The 13,885-nt window shown below is 61.7% G+C and carries 16 protein-coding genes; 8 read left to right on the plus strand and 8 right to left on the minus strand.

Features of this window, described 5'->3' with window-relative positions; genetic code table 11:
- The first annotated feature begins 19 nt into the window (after window positions 1-19).
- The 3 genes from NW855_RS03300 to NW855_RS03310 all read left to right on the plus strand — a co-directional run bounded on the left by NW855_RS03300 (window position 20) and on the right by NW855_RS03310 (window position 2,637).
- Entirely contained in the window at window positions 20-310 is a 291-nt protein-coding gene (locus NW855_RS03300; RefSeq protein ID WP_011429926.1) for a 4a-hydroxytetrahydrobiopterin dehydratase, read from the plus strand.
- 280 nt (window positions 311-590) lie between these two features.
- Window positions 591-1,547, plus strand: coding sequence for an NAD(P)H-binding protein (locus NW855_RS03305; protein ID WP_011429927.1), 957 nt, complete (start codon window positions 591-593; stop codon window positions 1,545-1,547).
- A gap of 103 nt (window positions 1,548-1,650) precedes the next feature.
- Window positions 1,651-2,637, plus strand: a complete 987-nt coding sequence (locus NW855_RS03310; protein ID WP_011429928.1) for an ABC transporter ATP-binding protein — start codon at window positions 1,651-1,653, stop codon at window positions 2,635-2,637.
- A gap of 29 nt (window positions 2,638-2,666) precedes the next feature.
- Here NW855_RS03310 and NW855_RS03315 read toward each other — a convergent pair whose 3' ends face one another.
- The 3 genes from NW855_RS03315 to NW855_RS03325 all read right to left on the minus strand — a co-directional run bounded on the left by NW855_RS03315 (window position 2,667) and on the right by NW855_RS03325 (window position 4,889).
- A complete protein-coding gene (locus NW855_RS03315) occupies window positions 2,667-3,800 on the minus strand; it encodes a glycosyltransferase family 4 protein (protein WP_011429929.1) in 1,134 nt (377 codons plus the stop codon).
- Between the two features lie 101 nt (window positions 3,801-3,901).
- A complete protein-coding gene (locus tag NW855_RS03320) occupies window positions 3,902-4,033 on the minus strand; it encodes a hypothetical protein (protein WP_011429930.1) in 132 nt (43 codons plus the stop codon).
- 124 nt (window positions 4,034-4,157) lie between these two features.
- Entirely contained in the window at window positions 4,158-4,889 is a 732-nt protein-coding gene (locus NW855_RS03325) for a M50 family metallopeptidase (RefSeq protein ID WP_011429931.1), read from the minus strand.
- 200 nt (window positions 4,890-5,089) lie between these two features.
- Between NW855_RS03325 and NW855_RS03330 the strand changes: the two genes are divergently transcribed.
- Window positions 5,090-5,722, plus strand: a complete 633-nt coding sequence (locus NW855_RS03330) for a class I SAM-dependent methyltransferase (protein WP_011429933.1) — start codon at window positions 5,090-5,092, stop codon at window positions 5,720-5,722.
- 12 nt (window positions 5,723-5,734) lie between these two features.
- On the opposite strand, the gene NW855_RS03335 is transcribed toward NW855_RS03330, so the two are convergent.
- The 4 genes from NW855_RS03335 to NW855_RS03350 all read right to left on the minus strand — a co-directional run bounded on the left by NW855_RS03335 (window position 5,735) and on the right by NW855_RS03350 (window position 10,189).
- On the minus strand, window positions 5,735-6,562 hold the full coding sequence (locus NW855_RS03335) for a thiazole synthase (protein WP_041438213.1): 828 nt from the start codon (window positions 6,560-6,562) through the stop codon (window positions 5,735-5,737).
- A gap of 45 nt (window positions 6,563-6,607) precedes the next feature.
- A complete protein-coding gene (thiS, locus tag NW855_RS03340; RefSeq protein WP_011429935.1) occupies window positions 6,608-6,805 on the minus strand; it encodes a sulfur carrier protein ThiS in 198 nt (65 codons plus the stop codon).
- On the minus strand, window positions 6,793-7,983 hold the full coding sequence (locus tag NW855_RS03345; RefSeq protein ID WP_071813508.1) for an FAD-dependent oxidoreductase: 1,191 nt from the start codon (window positions 7,981-7,983) through the stop codon (window positions 6,793-6,795). The genes thiS and NW855_RS03345 overlap by 13 nt, the downstream gene beginning before the upstream one ends.
- Before the next feature lie 151 nt (window positions 7,984-8,134).
- A complete protein-coding gene (locus NW855_RS03350; protein ID WP_414403026.1) occupies window positions 8,135-10,189 on the minus strand; it encodes a bifunctional metallophosphatase/5'-nucleotidase in 2,055 nt (684 codons plus the stop codon).
- 157 nt (window positions 10,190-10,346) lie between these two features.
- Here NW855_RS03350 and NW855_RS03355 point away from each other — a divergent pair, with 157 nt between their 5' ends.
- Window positions 10,347-11,501: an RNA-guided endonuclease InsQ/TnpB family protein gene (locus NW855_RS03355; RefSeq protein WP_414508342.1), complete on the plus strand. Its 1,155-nt coding sequence runs from the start codon at window positions 10,347-10,349 to the stop codon at window positions 11,499-11,501.
- A gap of 81 nt (window positions 11,502-11,582) precedes the next feature.
- Here the strand turns inward: NW855_RS03355 and NW855_RS03360 are convergent, their stop codons facing one another.
- On the minus strand, window positions 11,583-11,915 hold the full coding sequence (locus tag NW855_RS03360) for an MGMT family protein (protein WP_414508343.1): 333 nt from the start codon (window positions 11,913-11,915) through the stop codon (window positions 11,583-11,585).
- A 73-nt stretch (window positions 11,916-11,988) separates the two neighbouring features.
- Between NW855_RS03360 and NW855_RS03365 the strand changes: the two genes are divergently transcribed.
- From NW855_RS03365 to ndk, 3 genes are all read left to right on the plus strand, one after another.
- Entirely contained in the window at window positions 11,989-12,501 is a 513-nt protein-coding gene (locus NW855_RS03365; protein ID WP_414508344.1) for a hypothetical protein, read from the plus strand.
- A gap of 79 nt (window positions 12,502-12,580) precedes the next feature.
- On the plus strand, window positions 12,581-13,240 hold the full coding sequence (locus NW855_RS03370; protein WP_168174241.1) for a HupE/UreJ family protein: 660 nt from the start codon (window positions 12,581-12,583) through the stop codon (window positions 13,238-13,240).
- 74 nt (window positions 13,241-13,314) lie between these two features.
- Window positions 13,315-13,764 (plus strand): nucleoside-diphosphate kinase, encoded by a 450-nt coding sequence (gene ndk / locus NW855_RS03375; RefSeq protein WP_011429941.1) that lies wholly within the window; start codon window positions 13,315-13,317, stop codon window positions 13,762-13,764.
- Window positions 13,765-13,885: the final 121 nt, after the last annotated feature.

Genomic DNA, 13,885 nt, shown 5'->3' on the forward strand with positions numbered 1-13,885 from the left:
ACGACTGGAGGGAACGCCCATGTCCAGACCTGTCAAACTCAGCGAGGCTGAGATCCAGACCAAGCTGGAAAGCCTGCCGGGTTGGTCCTTGCAGGATGGGAAGCTGCATCGCCAATTTCAATTTCGCTCTTTTGTGGAAGCTTTTGGCTGGATGAGCAGTGTGGCTTTGGTAGCCGAGAGCATGGGGCACCACCCCGAGTGGACCAATGTGTACAACCGCGTGCGGGTGGATCTCACCACCCACGATGCCGGGGGCATTACGGAACTGGACTTCACTTTGGCGCAACGCATGAACGAGCTGGCTGGCTAGACACTCTCTCGGCGGCAGACTGAGCCATAACCAGGGATCCCTGCGGCGCCGCGGGGATCCCTATTTGTTTGCCACTGCTCAGGTCAAGTTTTGACACTCCCACCCAGGGGATTCTTACGCAGCCCAAAATGGACTCGCGAAGGCGCTGTCAAGAAGCAACTAAAGTGGCTCAAGGGCTTTTCCGCTCCGCACTAAAGTACGGGGCTACCAAGCTATCCTCTTGTGTTAGGAGCTGCATCCGTCTGATAGACTAAGCCTAAGGTTAAGAAATGATAATTTTATGAACGTGCTGGTTGTGGGGGCAACGGGAACGCTGGGCCGTCAGGTGGTGCGGCGGGCCATCGAAGAGGGGCATCAGGTTACCTGTCTGGTGCGGAACCCAGCCAAGGCTGCTTTCTTGAGCGAGTGGGGGGCTCACCTCAAGGTGGGGAACCTACTGCAGCCCAGCACGCTCCGAGCGGCGATGGAAGGCGTCGAGGCGGTGATCGACTGTGCCACGGTGCGAGTAACCGACACCCTCAGCGCCCGCCAGGTGGATTGGGATGGCAAAGTTGCTCTGATCAATGCGGCACGGGCTGCCCAAGTGGGGCATTTTATCTTTTTCTCCATCATGGGTGCTCAGCACGAGTACCCTAATGTGCCCCTGATGAATTTCAAGCACCACATCGAGAAATACTTGATCGGATCCCAGATGCCCTACACCATCTTTCGTCCGGCGGGCTTTATGCAGGGATTGATCGGCCAGTACGCCATCCCGATTTTGGAAGAGCAAATTGTTTGGGTAGCCAGCGAGAGCATCCCCACGGCCTACCTCGACACCCTAGATGCAGCTCGATTTGCCGTGCGAGCCCTCAGCGTCGAAGCCGCCAAGCAGCAGGTCTTTCCCTTGGTGGGACCCAAGGCCTGGACTTCCCAAGAGGTCATCGCTCTCTGTGAGCAGCTTTCCGGCAAAAAGGCCAAGGTTCGAACCATACCACTGGGGGTCTTGCGGGGAGCGCGCAGGGTGGCCCAGTTTTTTCAGTGGAGCTGGAACATTGCCGACCGGCTGGCGTTTGTGGAGGTAATTGCCGCCAAAGAGCCGATGTATGCCGACATGACGCCTGTGTGCGAAGCCTTGGGCATTGAACTGGCTTCCCTGACCTCCCTTGAAGACTACCTGGCTGAGTATTTCCAAAAGATGTTGAAACGGATTCGCGAGCTGAAGGTTAAACAACCCAAGGTCAAGAGGCCCTTCTAGGAAACTGCAACCAAACCAGTAGCTGGGACAGGGTAAACTGGATAGCGGCCCAGCATCCCCCAGGGTTCGCCCTGGTTCTTTTCTCAGCCCCGGCTTTCTCTCTATGAGCGAGACGGTTGCCCCCTCCCCTGAAGCGACTGACCTCCATCCCGAACCGGCCATTGCCATCTCCGGCCTGACCAAAACCTATCGCACCGGCTTTTGGCTAAACAAGGTGGTCAGCCCCCTGAAGGATTTTTCTCTAACGGTAGCCCGCGGCGAAACTTTTGGGCTGTTGGGGCCGAATGGGGCCGGCAAAACCACCACGATCAAATGCCTGCTAGGGATTGTGGAGCCCACCAGCGGCAGGGGCACGCTCCTGGGCAAGCCTCTGGGGGATCGCTCCATTAAGCAGCGGGTGGGATATCTGCCGGAGAACCCCTATTTTTACGATTACCTGACGGCATGGGAGTTTCTCTATTTTGCCGGCAAGGTCTTTCGCCTGTCCGATAGCCTCCTCAAGGAGCGGATCCCGCAACTGCTGGAGCTGGTGGGGCTTTCTATCGATACGGCCCGCAAAAAGCAACTGCGCACCTACTCCAAGGGCATGCTGCAGCGCACCGGCATGGCCCAAGCCCTGATCAACGACCCGGAGCTGGTGTTCCTAGACGAGCCGATGTCGGGGCTGGATCCCATGGGCCGCTACCAGATGCGCGAGATCATCTTGTCCCTCAAGCAACAGGGCAAAACGGTGTTCTTCAACAGCCACATCTTGGGAGATGTGGAGGTGATCTGCAACCGCGTCGGCCTCATGGTCGGCGGCAAATTGGTGCAGCAGGGGACGTTGGACGAGCTGCTGGGCCAAAGCAAAAGCTACCACGTGCAAGGGCACGGCGGCGCCATCGACCAGTTCCGCGACCGCCTCGAGCACTTCTCCATCCAGGGATCCCACTGGTCGGGGGAATGGGGCGGATCCCTGCCGGAGCTGCTAACGCTTCTAAGCCAGGCGGGGGCGGTGGTGACCGATTTGCATCTGCAGCGGCAATCTTTGGAAGAATTCTTCGTCGACCAGGTGCGGGCTATTGAAGGGGATCGGCCCGTCTCTGCCTAAGTGGACTCCACCCTAGGTGTCCTGGAACGTCATTTCCGCAGCCTGGATCCCGACTCGGCGATGACGGCGCGGTAGTACTCCTCCAACTGCTGCGTGGCTGCCGACCAACTCCAGCGCTCAGCCTCTTGGCGGGCCTGCTGCCGGAAGAGCTGCCGCTGCCCGGCGCTGTCCAACAGCTGCCGCGTGGCCCGAACAAAGTCGCTGTCGGAGTCCGGCTCGAAGAGAAAGCCGTTGCGGCCGCTGTCCACCACATCGGTAATGCCGCCGCAGCGGGGGGCGATCACCGGACAGCCGGCAGCCATGGCCTCCAACAAGACCAGCCCCAGCGTCTCGGTACGGGAGGGGAACACGAACAGATCCGCGGAAGCAAAGGCCGCTGCCAGGTCTTGCCCCTGCAAGTAGCCCGTAAACACCACATCGTAGCCGGCAAAATGTTGCTCCAGGGATCCCCGCTCCGGCCCGTCGCCCACAATGGCCAGCCGCGCTTGCGGGATCTGCTCCAGCAACACCCGGATCCGCCCCACCTCTTTTTCTGCTGAGAGCCGCCCCACGTAGAGCAACAGGGGTCGCTCCGGCTGCCCTGCCGTGAGGCGGGCCCGCATCTCTGGGCTAGCAGCCTGCGGGTGAAACAGCTCCGTATCCACCCCCCGCTGCCACAGGTGTACCCGCTCGATGCCGTGGGCGCTCAACTCCTGCATCATGGCCGTCGAGGTGCAGAGGTTGAGCCGCGCCAAATTGTGTCCCAGCTTGAGGAGGCTCCACAACACCCCCTCTAGGAAACCCAGCCCGTAGTGCTTGAGGTACTTTGGCAAATGGGTGTGGTAGGAGGCCACCAGCGGGATCCCCATCGTCTGGCTGTAGTAGAGGCCCCCCAACCCCAAAACTGCCGGGTTGACCACGTGGATCACATCCGGTCGAAAACGGTTGAGCAGCTTGCCGATGGCCGGGCCAGGGGCAGCCAGCTTCAACTCCGGGTACAAAGGCAAGGGGAAGCCCGGGATCCCGTAGACCCGTGCCCGCGCAAACCGCCTGGGGGCTCCCTGAGGCGCGACGATAAGCACCGAGTTGCCGCGAGCCGTTAGATGGCGCACTGTGTGGCAAAGCCGCGTGACGATGCCATCCACCTTGGGCAGAAACGTCTCCGTAAACAGGGCTATGCGCATTGGGATCCCAAGCCTAATGAAAAGACTCTAAAGATTCTCTGAGGATGAGTGTTGCACAAAGCGGCAACGAGATAACGGCTTGGGACAGCAGCGGCACAACTTTATTCCAGCAGCTTGTCTTGCAGCGGAACAGAATGAGTTGGCTCTTGGTTCTGGCCGAGGGTATCAGCCGCCGTTTTGCTAATCAACAACAGCGTGGCCGCCAGGGCCAGTCCGATAACATCTCGCCACATAATCCGCTCCCACACTCCTCACTCCTCATGCCCCCTACTGTAGCGGCGGTTTTTGCGGCTGGGCAGTGATGGGCGACGGATTTTTAGGTGACAGGAATCACTTCCAAAATTGCGGTTTTGCCCCCTAGTCGCGAAAGGCCAGTTGCAAGCTGGTGATCAGCAAGACCAAAGAGAACACCGCCATCACCCCTCCCCAAAACCAGTAGGGCAAAAACAGGTTTTGGGCAATCTGGCTGGAATCCGAGAGGACCAGCCGCCCGTTAATCACCGCAGACTCCACAAACAGGTAGTCGAGTTGGTGGTAGGTGCTCACACAGGCTTGCACCCCCAAAAACTGCAAGGCAAAGCCCCGCAGCCAAGGAGAAGCCCAGCGAGCTACTGCCAGGATGCCCAAACCCATGGCCGGGAGGAACAACAGGCCAAAGGGAGAGCGCACCCAGAGCAGCGTCGAGAGCAACAACAGGGATCCCAAAAACACCAGCCCCAGCCGAGCTGTGCCGCGGCGGCGGGAGGTGAGGATGAACAGGGCCCCGGCTAGCGGCGGCCCCATCGGCCCGGCAGCGGCTACCAAGGCCCGCCCCACCCGCCCCAAAAATAGCTGGCCACTGTGGATGGCCAGCCCCGAGCCGTCGGGATAGATCTCGAGACGATGAAACTCTCCCCCCAACAGCAGCGCCATCAGGCCATGGCCCATCTCGTGAAACCAGGTGGCTAACAGGGTAAAGGGGTAGAGGAGGTAATTGCCCCAGGGAAACTGCCAGAGCAAGACCGTCAGCCCGGCAGCAGCCACCAGCCAAACCACGCTGTGCCGGCCAGGCCTTGCGGAAGGGGAAGGAGGCAGCTCAAACTGAGTCATACCAGCAGGTGGGTGGGGAAAAGGCCCAAGATGACCTGCTGGTCTAGACGATTGCCAGCAGAAGAAAGTTCCACCTCAGGCAAAAATAGCCAGGCCAACTCCCCTCTCCCTCCGAGAGAGAGGTTGGGGTGAGGGGCAGCAAGGAGACAGGGGAGCCGTCTCACAGGTAGGTTGAAGAAGCCCCCCAGGGATCCCTGCTTATGGCCACCTTCCTGCGCGACTGGAGCTACCGCTTTCCCTGGCTTTACCGCAGCATCAGCCGCGCGGCGGCCCTGGCGGTGGGGGGCCGCGAGCGATTGCGGCGATTGCCCCTACAAGGGATCCAGATTCATCCCCAGGAGCGGGTGTTGGATCTCTGCTGTGGCCCCGCTGAGGTAACCCCGATCTTGGCCGAGCTGAGCCAAAACGTCGTTGGGCTGGATGCTTCCCCCAAGGCCCTGGCGGCAGCCCGCCAGCGCCTCCCCCACGTCGAATTTGTGGAAGCCTTTGCCCAGGATCTGCCCTTCCCCACCGACAGCTTTGATTGGGTACACACCAGCCTGGCCCTGCACGAGCTGCCCCTCCCCGATCTGGAACAGGTGCTGCGCGAAGGGTGGCGGGTGCTCAAACCGGGGGGAGGGCTTTTAATTCTCGATTTGCACGCGCCCCGGCAGCCCCTACTTTGGCCTGGACTGGTTTTGTTTCTAGCCCTGTTTGAGACCGAGACTGCTTGGCACTTCCTCAAGCTGGACTTGCCCCAGTACCTGCAGCAGCAGGGCTGGCAAGCCGTCCGGCAGACCCTGCACGCTGGAGGAGCCCTGCAGGTCGTCCAGGCGCAAAAGCCTGTTGCTTGAGTTATAGGGCAGTTAACCCTGGTGCCAGAAGGGGGTGCCGAGAACTGGCGTGCTGGGCTGAGCTGCTTCTTGAGGCGTCATCGCGCCGGCCAAGTAGGCCCGGCGGCCTGAGCGCACCGCTTCCGCAAAGGCCTCGGCCATCGCCACCGGATCCCGGGCCAGGGCCACCGCTGTATTCAACAGCACCCCATCGAAGCCCCACTCCATCACCTGGCAGGCGTGGGAGGGCAGGCCCAGTCCAGCATCCACAATTAGCGGCGCCTCGATCCGCTCCCGCAGCAGGCGCAAGTTGTAGGGGTTGAGGGGGCCTTTGCCCGTGCCGATGGGGGCGGCCCAGGGCATGACCACCTCACAGCCGGCATCCAAGAGCCGCTGGCACAGCACCAGGTCGTCGGTGCTGTAGGGCAAGACCTTAAACCCCCGCCGAACCAGCTCGGCGGCGGCAGCGGGCAGTTGCACCGGATCCGGTTGCAAGGTGTAGTCATCGCCAATCAGCTCTAGCTTGATCCAGTCGGTGCCGAACACCTCCCGCGCCATCTCCGCCGTCGTGACTACCTCCTGCACGCTGTGGCAGCCGGCGGTGTTGGGCAGAACCGGGATCCCTAGCTTCTGCAGCAAGGCCCAGAACCCCTGGGAAGCTTCCGGCCCCAGCGCCCCCTGGCGCCGCAGGGAAACGGTCAACAAACAGGGCTGGGCCCGCGCCACCGCCTGCTCCAAAATAGCCGGCGAAGGATAGCGGGCTGTCCCCAGCAGCAGGCGGCTGGGCAGCGCTTGGCCGTAGAGCACCAAGGGATCCTCATCGGCCCGAGTTGAAGGGGAGACAGGAAGAAGAGTGGACATCGCTGAGGGGCAACAATGCGGGATTTGAGGGGAGGCAATCGGGCACTAGCCGCCGGCAACCGGCACGACGATCTCCACCCGGTCGCCTTCTTGCAAACGGGTTTGCTCGTAGCGGTCGCGTGGCACAAACTCCAAGTTAACCGCCACCGCAAAAGGGCCGCTGGCCCCCACCTGGGCTATCGCCTCGGCCAACGTGGTGCCCTCCGGCAGATCGTAAGGCTTTTGGTTGATCAAGACACGCATGGCGATAGGGATTCACCGGCAAGAGGGGCAGCCTGCACCTGAAAGGGGATCCCAAGCTGCTGCGCCAAGCGGCAACTGCCGTGGTGGAGGTACTCCAAAACGGCATCGTGAATGGCGGGGGAGATGAGGAAACCATGGCGGTAGAGGCCGTTGATCTGCAACAGCCGCGGGGAGCGCTCCACCACTGCGGGGAGATGATCTGCCAAGGTGGGGCGACATTGGCTGCCTAACTCCAGGATACGCGCTTCGGCAAAGGCAGGATGCACGGCGTAGGCGGCGCTGAGCAGCTCCAGAGCCGAGCGGACACTCACCGGCGAGCGATCTTCAGATTCGATTTCGGTAGCTCCCACCACAAACAGGTGCCCCGGCTTGGGAGCGATGTAGATCGGGTAGCGGGGGTGCAACAGCCGGGTCGGGCGCCGCAAAGATACTTCCGGGGCATACAGACGTACCACTTCGCCCCTAACTCCCCGCAGCGGTGCCTGTCCGCCCCATTCTTTTCGGGATCCCAGGCCGCGGCAGTCCAAAACCCACCCGCCGGTTTGCTCCTGCCAAGCTCGCGCCTGCTCCAGATCCCAGGGGCGGCCCCACTCCACCTCCACCCCGTGCTGGCGCAATTTGGCCAGCAAAGCAGCCAGCAGTTGGCGGTTGTCCAGTTGGCCCTCCTGGGGAAGATACAGGCCCTGCCCAAATCGCCCGGCCAGCGAGGGCTCCAGCTCGGCCAGCGCCTGGGCATCTAGTTGCTGAGGCTTGGGGAGATGGGGAAGGCGTTCCCCTACAGCAGCCAGTAGGGCCGAGAAACGCTTGGCTTCCCCGGCATCTTGGCGGTGCCAAAGGATCACAGTGCCCTCCTGCTGAAAGAAAACCGGCTCTGGCAGGCTGGCCAGAAGGGCGGGCCAGCGGGAGAGGGCATAGTACCCCTGCGCTACTACGCTGGCCTCGGCGACGGCAGACTCCGCCAGAGGAGCCAGCATAGCAGCAGCCAGATGGGCCGCGCTGCTCTCAGGGGCAGTGGGAGAAGCTGCCTCCACAATGCGCACAGAATGCCCGACCTCGACCAGGGTGGCAGCCAACAGGCGCCCCATTAGACCGGCTCCAAGGATGAGGACGGGATCCGGCTGCACTCTCCAAGAAGCGAGCGGGGGGGCGGCCAGAGAAGATGGGTTTGACAGGCTCATGGGGCGTTGGCGTGTCTAGCGCTACCCGCAGCACTATGGTGGCATATTCTATTGGGTCGAGAATGCTGAATGGCTCCTCATTAAAACCATCCCCTCTCCCCAGAGAGGAGAGGGGCGGTTGGCTTCATCCACCGGTTGAGAGTAGCCCAGCCTACAAGCCCTGCAGCACCGTATCTTGGCGCACCGACAGGTTCTGGATGCGGGTATCTTGGGCAGCCGGAGTGTCGGCTTGGGTAAACACGCCGATCTGCCGCAAGTAGCGGGCCAGGGCATCCTGCTCGCTGCCGGGGGTATCGAAGCTGTTGCCGGAGCTGGGAGCCAAGTTCACCCGGTTGGGGTTAGACAGGCGCGGAAAGGGATAGTCATCCCCGCCGTCGGCCAAAAAGCCCAACGTCACCAGGCGGAAGGTACGGCGGGGATCCCCTTGCAACTGGCCGTTGCGCACCACCACATCCCGGCCGGTGGGCGTGTCCACCCGCAAGGAGACCACGCGGGATCCCGGTGGCCGCGAGGGATCGAAGCTGAAGGCAAAGCCGCCGATCTGCGGGAAACGGCCCGGCGTGGCCCCCGGCTGGCTTTGCGCCACCCCATGTTCCATCAGTTGCTTCAGCTCCTCAGCGGTAACCGTCACCAGCGACAGGCCGTTGTTAAAGGCAAGGGAAGTTTCGATATCCAGTTGCGAAACTTGGCCCGCCTGCTTGCCGGCATCGGGGTTGGCCAGCGGAGGGATCCGCCGCACCGGCTCGCCGCCGCCACCGCCGGTGGTAGCTCCAATGGGAGCGCGAATGCCGCCGCCGTTTTTGAGGGAGATGACGGTGGTGGGGTCAACCGTTCTGGCATAGGCCAAATTGGCATCCGCCGTGAGGTTGCCCAGGTTGGTTTCCTCGGTGCGCACCTCGGCCCGCAGGCCGTTGAGGAATTGGGTGGTAGAGCCAAAGGTGCGGCCATCCTTGGTGCGGATGATGTTGCCGATCTCGTTGGCGATCCGCACCACGTCGGGGTTGGGGGTGCCGCGCACGGCTGCTACCCCTTGGTCGTCGGTGGCATAGGCGCCGCTCACCGGATCGATGCGGGCAATCACCCCGTTGGCGTCGAAACCGACCACCAAGCGGCCCACGTAGCGGTAGTTGGCGCCGGTGTTCACCACTGCCACGGGTTGGCCGCTGGCCGAGGAGCGCAGGATGGGGTAGTCACCTGTGCGCACATCTTCAGGGCGCAGGCGGTCGGTGGGCTTGGCGATCACCCGGTGGGAGCCGCCGGCGATGATGATGTCCACATCCCGCAGTTGGCTGGCTAGGGTTACCTCGTTTTGGAGCTGCTGCAGGTGGGCCAGGAGGATGATCTTGTTAATGCCCTGGCCGGTGAGCTGGTTGACGAAGTTCTGGATGAGGGCGGCATTCACCTGGTCGGTGTCGTCCACTTTGCCTTCCACCCTCACCTCAGGGCCAGGGCTAGAGATGGCGGCCAGGCGCGTAGTGGTGGCACCCACCAGGCCGATCCGCTGCCCTCCCACCGTAATCACCGCCGTCTTGACGATCTTGCCGCGGATGGAGCTGGCCTCTTGGCCATCGGCAGCAAAGTCAGAGCTGGTCAATTCGCCAGTGCCGCTGAAGCTGAGGTTGGCGCTCAAGTAGGGAAAGCGGGCGCCCGCGTAGCCGCGGCTGGTGTCGGGTCGGATCAAGTCGCGAATTTGGCGTGTGCCTTGGTCAAATTCATGGTTGCCAAAGGCAGCCGCCTCGAAGCCGATGGCGTTGATGATTTCAATGTCGGCTTTGCCAGGGGTGCGGTCATACCGGCCCCGCAGCGAGGGATCCGCGCTGGCGTTGTAGAAGGGGCTGGGAATGTAGTTGTCGCCGCTGGAGAGCACCACCGTGTTGGGAAATGCGGGCCGCAGCGCGTTGACCACGGCGGAGAAGCGGGGGGCATCCTGAACGGCGGCAATGGAAGCTTCCAAGTCGCTGGCGTGCAAAATCTGCAGCGTAAAAGCGGGCGGCTGAGTGGAGAGGGTGACGTTGGGATCCGAGGCGATAAACCCTGCCCCGCCGCCGGACGGGGGAACTGAGCTGCTGCTGGTACCGCAGGCGCTGGCCAGGCTCAGCACCAGGCAGCACAGCCCAACCCACAGGGACTTGGCCAGAGGGTTCAGCCAAGCCGGAAGCCATCTCTTGGCAGGGGCAGACCCTCGAGCGCGACAAGCTGGTTTCATGACAATTCCTTCACTCCATCCGCAAGAGAGGACGCATCCGCGTTCACCAAATTTTCGGGCTGGAGGCCCGCACCATAGCCGCAGGCTTGGTGTCGGGAGGAAAGCCCTCCTCTATATAGGTTTGCCGGCCAAAGTCTGGATGAACTACAATAAGCCCATGAGCCAGACTATCTCTGTACGTTGCAAGCTGATAGTCCCACAAGAGTTGCGTCAAGAAATTGACCGCACTTTGCAGGGCTTTGCGAATGCTTGCAACCAGATTCTCGACACCGCCAAACAAAAGAACTGCTGGAACACCGCCAAGCTGCACCACTTGGTCTATCGGCCGGTAAGGGCAGCAACGGGGCTGAAAGCCAACCACGTCTGTCAGGCGCTCCGCCGTGTGATTAGCAACGCCAAAGCGGTGAAACAAGTCCACAAGTTTCGCCCCACCAGCCTGACTTTGGATGTGCGTACTTTTAAGTACCGAGAGTCCGACCAAGCCGTGGGCGTGACCCTGATGAGCGGACGGGTTTGGCTCAAGCTCAAGATTGGCGGTTATCAAATCGCTTTGCTGCGGGGGCAAACGCCCACCAGCGCTACTCTGTCCAAGACCAAGCAAGGGGACTACTACATCAACATTGCGGTTGAGTTGGACACTCCCCCGACCGGTAAAACTCCAAAGGTAATCGGAGTTGACTTGGGCAGGCGGGATATCGCCACCGCTAGCAACGGGCGCTCTTGGAGTGGAGAACACATCCAGGCCGTCCGTGACCGGTTCAGCCGTGTACGCGCCAAGGTTCAATCCAAACGCACTCGCAGCTCTAGGAGGCTGCTGAGAAGGCTCTCTGGGAGAGAACGGCGCTACCAGACATGGCTGAACCATAACATCAGCAAAACCTTGGTCAGGGATGCCCAGGCTATTGGTGCGGCACTGGCTTTTGAAGACTTGACAGGCATCAGAGATTGCTTGAATCAGAAGTCTCGGAGTAAGGCTGAGCGGCGCAGGACTAACAACTGGGCGTTCTACCAGCTCAGGATGTTTGTGGCCTACAAGGCTGCCATTGCTGGAGTACCTGTGGTGCTGGTGCCGCCTGCCTACACCAGCCAGACCTGCCATAAATGCCTGCACATCCACCCTGAGCGGGGTAAGTCCTACCGCAATGGTAAGTCGTTCAAGTGTGGGCATTGTGGGTGGGAAGGGGATGCTGACCATAACGCTGCTCAGGTGATCTCTCTCCTTGGGGCGACTGTAAACTCGCCTGAAATTCCGAAACTTAGCTGTCCTCTGGGGCCGCTAGGGATTGGGATAAAGCCCGCACCCTGCGCATAGCGCGGGTGTCGGGTAGTTTACGTTACCAGGGGTGGGATGGGGGTTTCGTTATGGCCTGTCTAAGGTTAGGTCAAGTTTAGGTTAAGCTTCCCCTGGATCCCAGCCAAATTGTTGCAAGTCCACCCGGCCCTCGGCGTCGAAGGGGATCCCTTCGGCTTGGAGTAGAACTTTTTGCAGCTCGTCGTAGCCGAGGCGAAAAGGGGAGTAGGAGATGCGCCCTTGGGCGTTGATCACCCGATGCCACGGGATATCGGTCTCTTGACCTTGCAGGCGAAACAGGGCATAGCCCACCTGGCGGGCGTAGCCAGGGTAGCCGGCCAGCCGCGCCACCTGCCCATAGGTGGCCACCCGCCCTGGCGGGATCCGCCGCACGACCTCATAGAAGCGCTGGTAGAGGCTGACAGACTGGGCCACCGGGATCCCTCCCCAAACTCAGGAGACAATGGAATTGGCCGATGACGGGCACAGATTATCCCATGAGCTACCTATGAGTTACCTCATTGCAGTACTGCCGGATCGCATGGCTGCCGAGGCGGCCTACAGCGCCCTGGAACAGGCTGGCTTTCCCCTGCAGCGGCTGCACCTACTGGGGCGAGGCTACAAAACGGCGGACGAGTTTGGGCTGATCGATCCGGCCCAAGCGGCCCGCCGCCAGATGCAGCGCCTGGCCATCTGGCTGGTGCCCTTTGGCTTTTTGGCCGGGGTGGGGTTCAGCGTCCTCAGCGGCCTGGATACCTTTGCCTGGGCGGGATCCCTGGGCAACCACCTCATCGGCGGCCTGCTGGGTGCGCTGAGCGGGGCCATGGGCAGCTTTTTTGTCGGGGGCGGGGTGGGCCTGACCAGTGGCTCCGGCGATGCTTTGGCCTACCGCAACCGCCTCGATGCGGGTAAGTACGTACTCATTGTGGAGGAAGAGAACGAAACCCGCCTGCGCGAGGCCACGCGGATCTTGCGCCAATTTGAGCCGGAGAACTTGCAAGGGTACAGCGAGCGCCTTTGAACTTGCCCAGAAAACCCGCCTGTTGGTACAGCAAGCTTAGACCCATTCGCATAGGTTCAATCGTGAGGTAGCAAAAAGCATGTCTTGGCAGTGGCAGCGACCTTTGTCCTTGCCTGCTCAGGTGGGCCGCGGCTGGGCCGTTGGACTGGGGGCGGGGATCGCCTGGCTGGCCTCTGGGCCGGCTTTTGCCCACCACGCCTTGGGCGGGAGATTGCCCGCCACGGGGTGGGAGGGGTTTTTGTCGGGCCTGGCCCATCCGGTGATCGGCCCAGATCACCTGGCCTTTGTGGTGGCCATTGGCTTAATTGCGGCAAGGCAACCCTGGCGCTACGGGATCCCTTTGGGCTTTGTGTTGGCAGGTCTGGTGGGCACTGGGATCCACCTGGCCGGCTGGGATCCCCTGGGGCTGACGGAGTTGGTCATCGCCAGCTCGGTGGTGCTCTTTGGCCTGCTGCTGGCCCAATCGCGGCAGATCCCAAGTTGGCTTTTGCTCCTGTGGGGATCCCTGGCGGGGCTATTCCATGGCTATGCCTATGCCGAGGCGATCATCGGCGCCGAACCCATGCCTTGGCTGGGCTATTTGCTGGGCTTGAGCTTGGTTCAGTACGGAGTGGCACTTTTTGCCCTCTGGGCGGCTGAAACCTGGGGGTCGCGGATCCCGGGCTTGCTGCGCTGGGCCGGCTGGGCCATCGCGGTGGTGGGGAGTGGCTTCCTGGCCTTGGCCGTGGTGGGATCCTAGACACCCTTGCACTGGGGATCCCCAATCCGGTACAAGGATAACGGTGAAGATTAGTAACAACAAGGGGAGATCCCATGGAGCGCACCTTTATCGCCATTAAGCCAGACGGCGTGCAGCGGGGGCTGGTGGGCAGCATCATCCAGCGCCTGGAAAGCCGAGGCTACCAGTTGGTGGGCCTGAAACTGGTGCAGGTGAGCCAAGAGCTGGCGGAAGCCCACTATGCCGAGCACAGGGAGCGCCCCTTCTTCCCCGGATTGGTGAAGTTCATCACCTCGGGGCCGGTGGTGGCCATGGTCTGGCAGGGCAAAGGGGTGATTGCCGCCGCCCGCAAGCTCATCGGCAAGACCAACCCTTTGGACGCCGAGCCGGGCACCATCCGCGGCGATTTCGGCATCGACATAGGCCGCAACCTCGTCCACGGCTCCGATGGCCCTGAGACCGCCCAACGGGAGATCGCCCTTTGGTTTCAGGAATCTGAGCTGGTAAATTGGACGCCCGCCACCCAAAGCTGGATTTATGAGTAGGGCGGCAGCAAAATGGTTCGTCGCGTCGATCCCTAGCTCTCTTCTCCCTTCGAACAGAAGCTAGAGATGAAAACTGTGCAGCGCTCCGGGGCTCCCCTCTCCCACAGGGGGAGGAGCTGGG

It is taken from the genome of Synechococcus sp. RC10B2, from assembly GCF_047502635.1.

Excerpts from the sequence above, each read along its gene's own strand:
- NW855_RS03300 (WP_011429926.1), top strand. The coding sequence starts at position 20 with ATGTCCAGACCTGTCAAACTCAGCGAGGCTGAGATCCAGACCAAGCTG.
- NW855_RS03305 (WP_011429927.1), top strand. The coding sequence starts at position 591 with ATGAACGTGCTGGTTGTGGGGGCAACGGGAACGCTGGGCCGTCAGGTG.
- NW855_RS03310 (WP_011429928.1), top strand. The coding sequence starts at position 1,651 with ATGAGCGAGACGGTTGCCCCCTCCCCTGAAGCGACTGACCTCCATCCC.
- NW855_RS03315 (WP_011429929.1), bottom strand. The coding sequence starts at position 3,800 with ATGCGCATAGCCCTGTTTACGGAGACGTTTCTGCCCAAGGTGGATGGC.
- NW855_RS03320 (WP_011429930.1), bottom strand. The coding sequence starts at position 4,033 with ATGTGGCGAGATGTTATCGGACTGGCCCTGGCGGCCACGCTGTTGTTG.
- NW855_RS03325 (WP_011429931.1), bottom strand. The coding sequence starts at position 4,889 with ATGACTCAGTTTGAGCTGCCTCCTTCCCCTTCCGCAAGGCCTGGCCGG.
- NW855_RS03330 (WP_011429933.1), top strand. The coding sequence starts at position 5,090 with ATGGCCACCTTCCTGCGCGACTGGAGCTACCGCTTTCCCTGGCTTTAC.
- NW855_RS03335 (WP_041438213.1), bottom strand. The coding sequence starts at position 6,562 with ATGTCCACTCTTCTTCCTGTCTCCCCTTCAACTCGGGCCGATGAGGAT.
- thiS (WP_011429935.1), bottom strand. The coding sequence starts at position 6,805 with ATGCGTGTCTTGATCAACCAAAAGCCTTACGATCTGCCGGAGGGCACC.
- NW855_RS03345 (WP_071813508.1), bottom strand. The coding sequence starts at position 7,983 with ATGAGCCTGTCAAACCCATCTTCTCTGGCCGCCCCCCCGCTCGCTTCT.
- NW855_RS03350 (WP_414403026.1), bottom strand. The coding sequence starts at position 10,189 with ATGAAACCAGCTTGTCGCGCTCGAGGGTCTGCCCCTGCCAAGAGATGG.
- NW855_RS03355 (WP_414508342.1), top strand. The coding sequence starts at position 10,347 with ATGAGCCAGACTATCTCTGTACGTTGCAAGCTGATAGTCCCACAAGAG.
- NW855_RS03365 (WP_414508344.1), top strand. The coding sequence starts at position 11,989 with ATGAGTTACCTCATTGCAGTACTGCCGGATCGCATGGCTGCCGAGGCG.
- NW855_RS03370 (WP_168174241.1), top strand. The coding sequence starts at position 12,581 with ATGTCTTGGCAGTGGCAGCGACCTTTGTCCTTGCCTGCTCAGGTGGGC.
- ndk (WP_011429941.1), top strand. The coding sequence starts at position 13,315 with ATGGAGCGCACCTTTATCGCCATTAAGCCAGACGGCGTGCAGCGGGGG.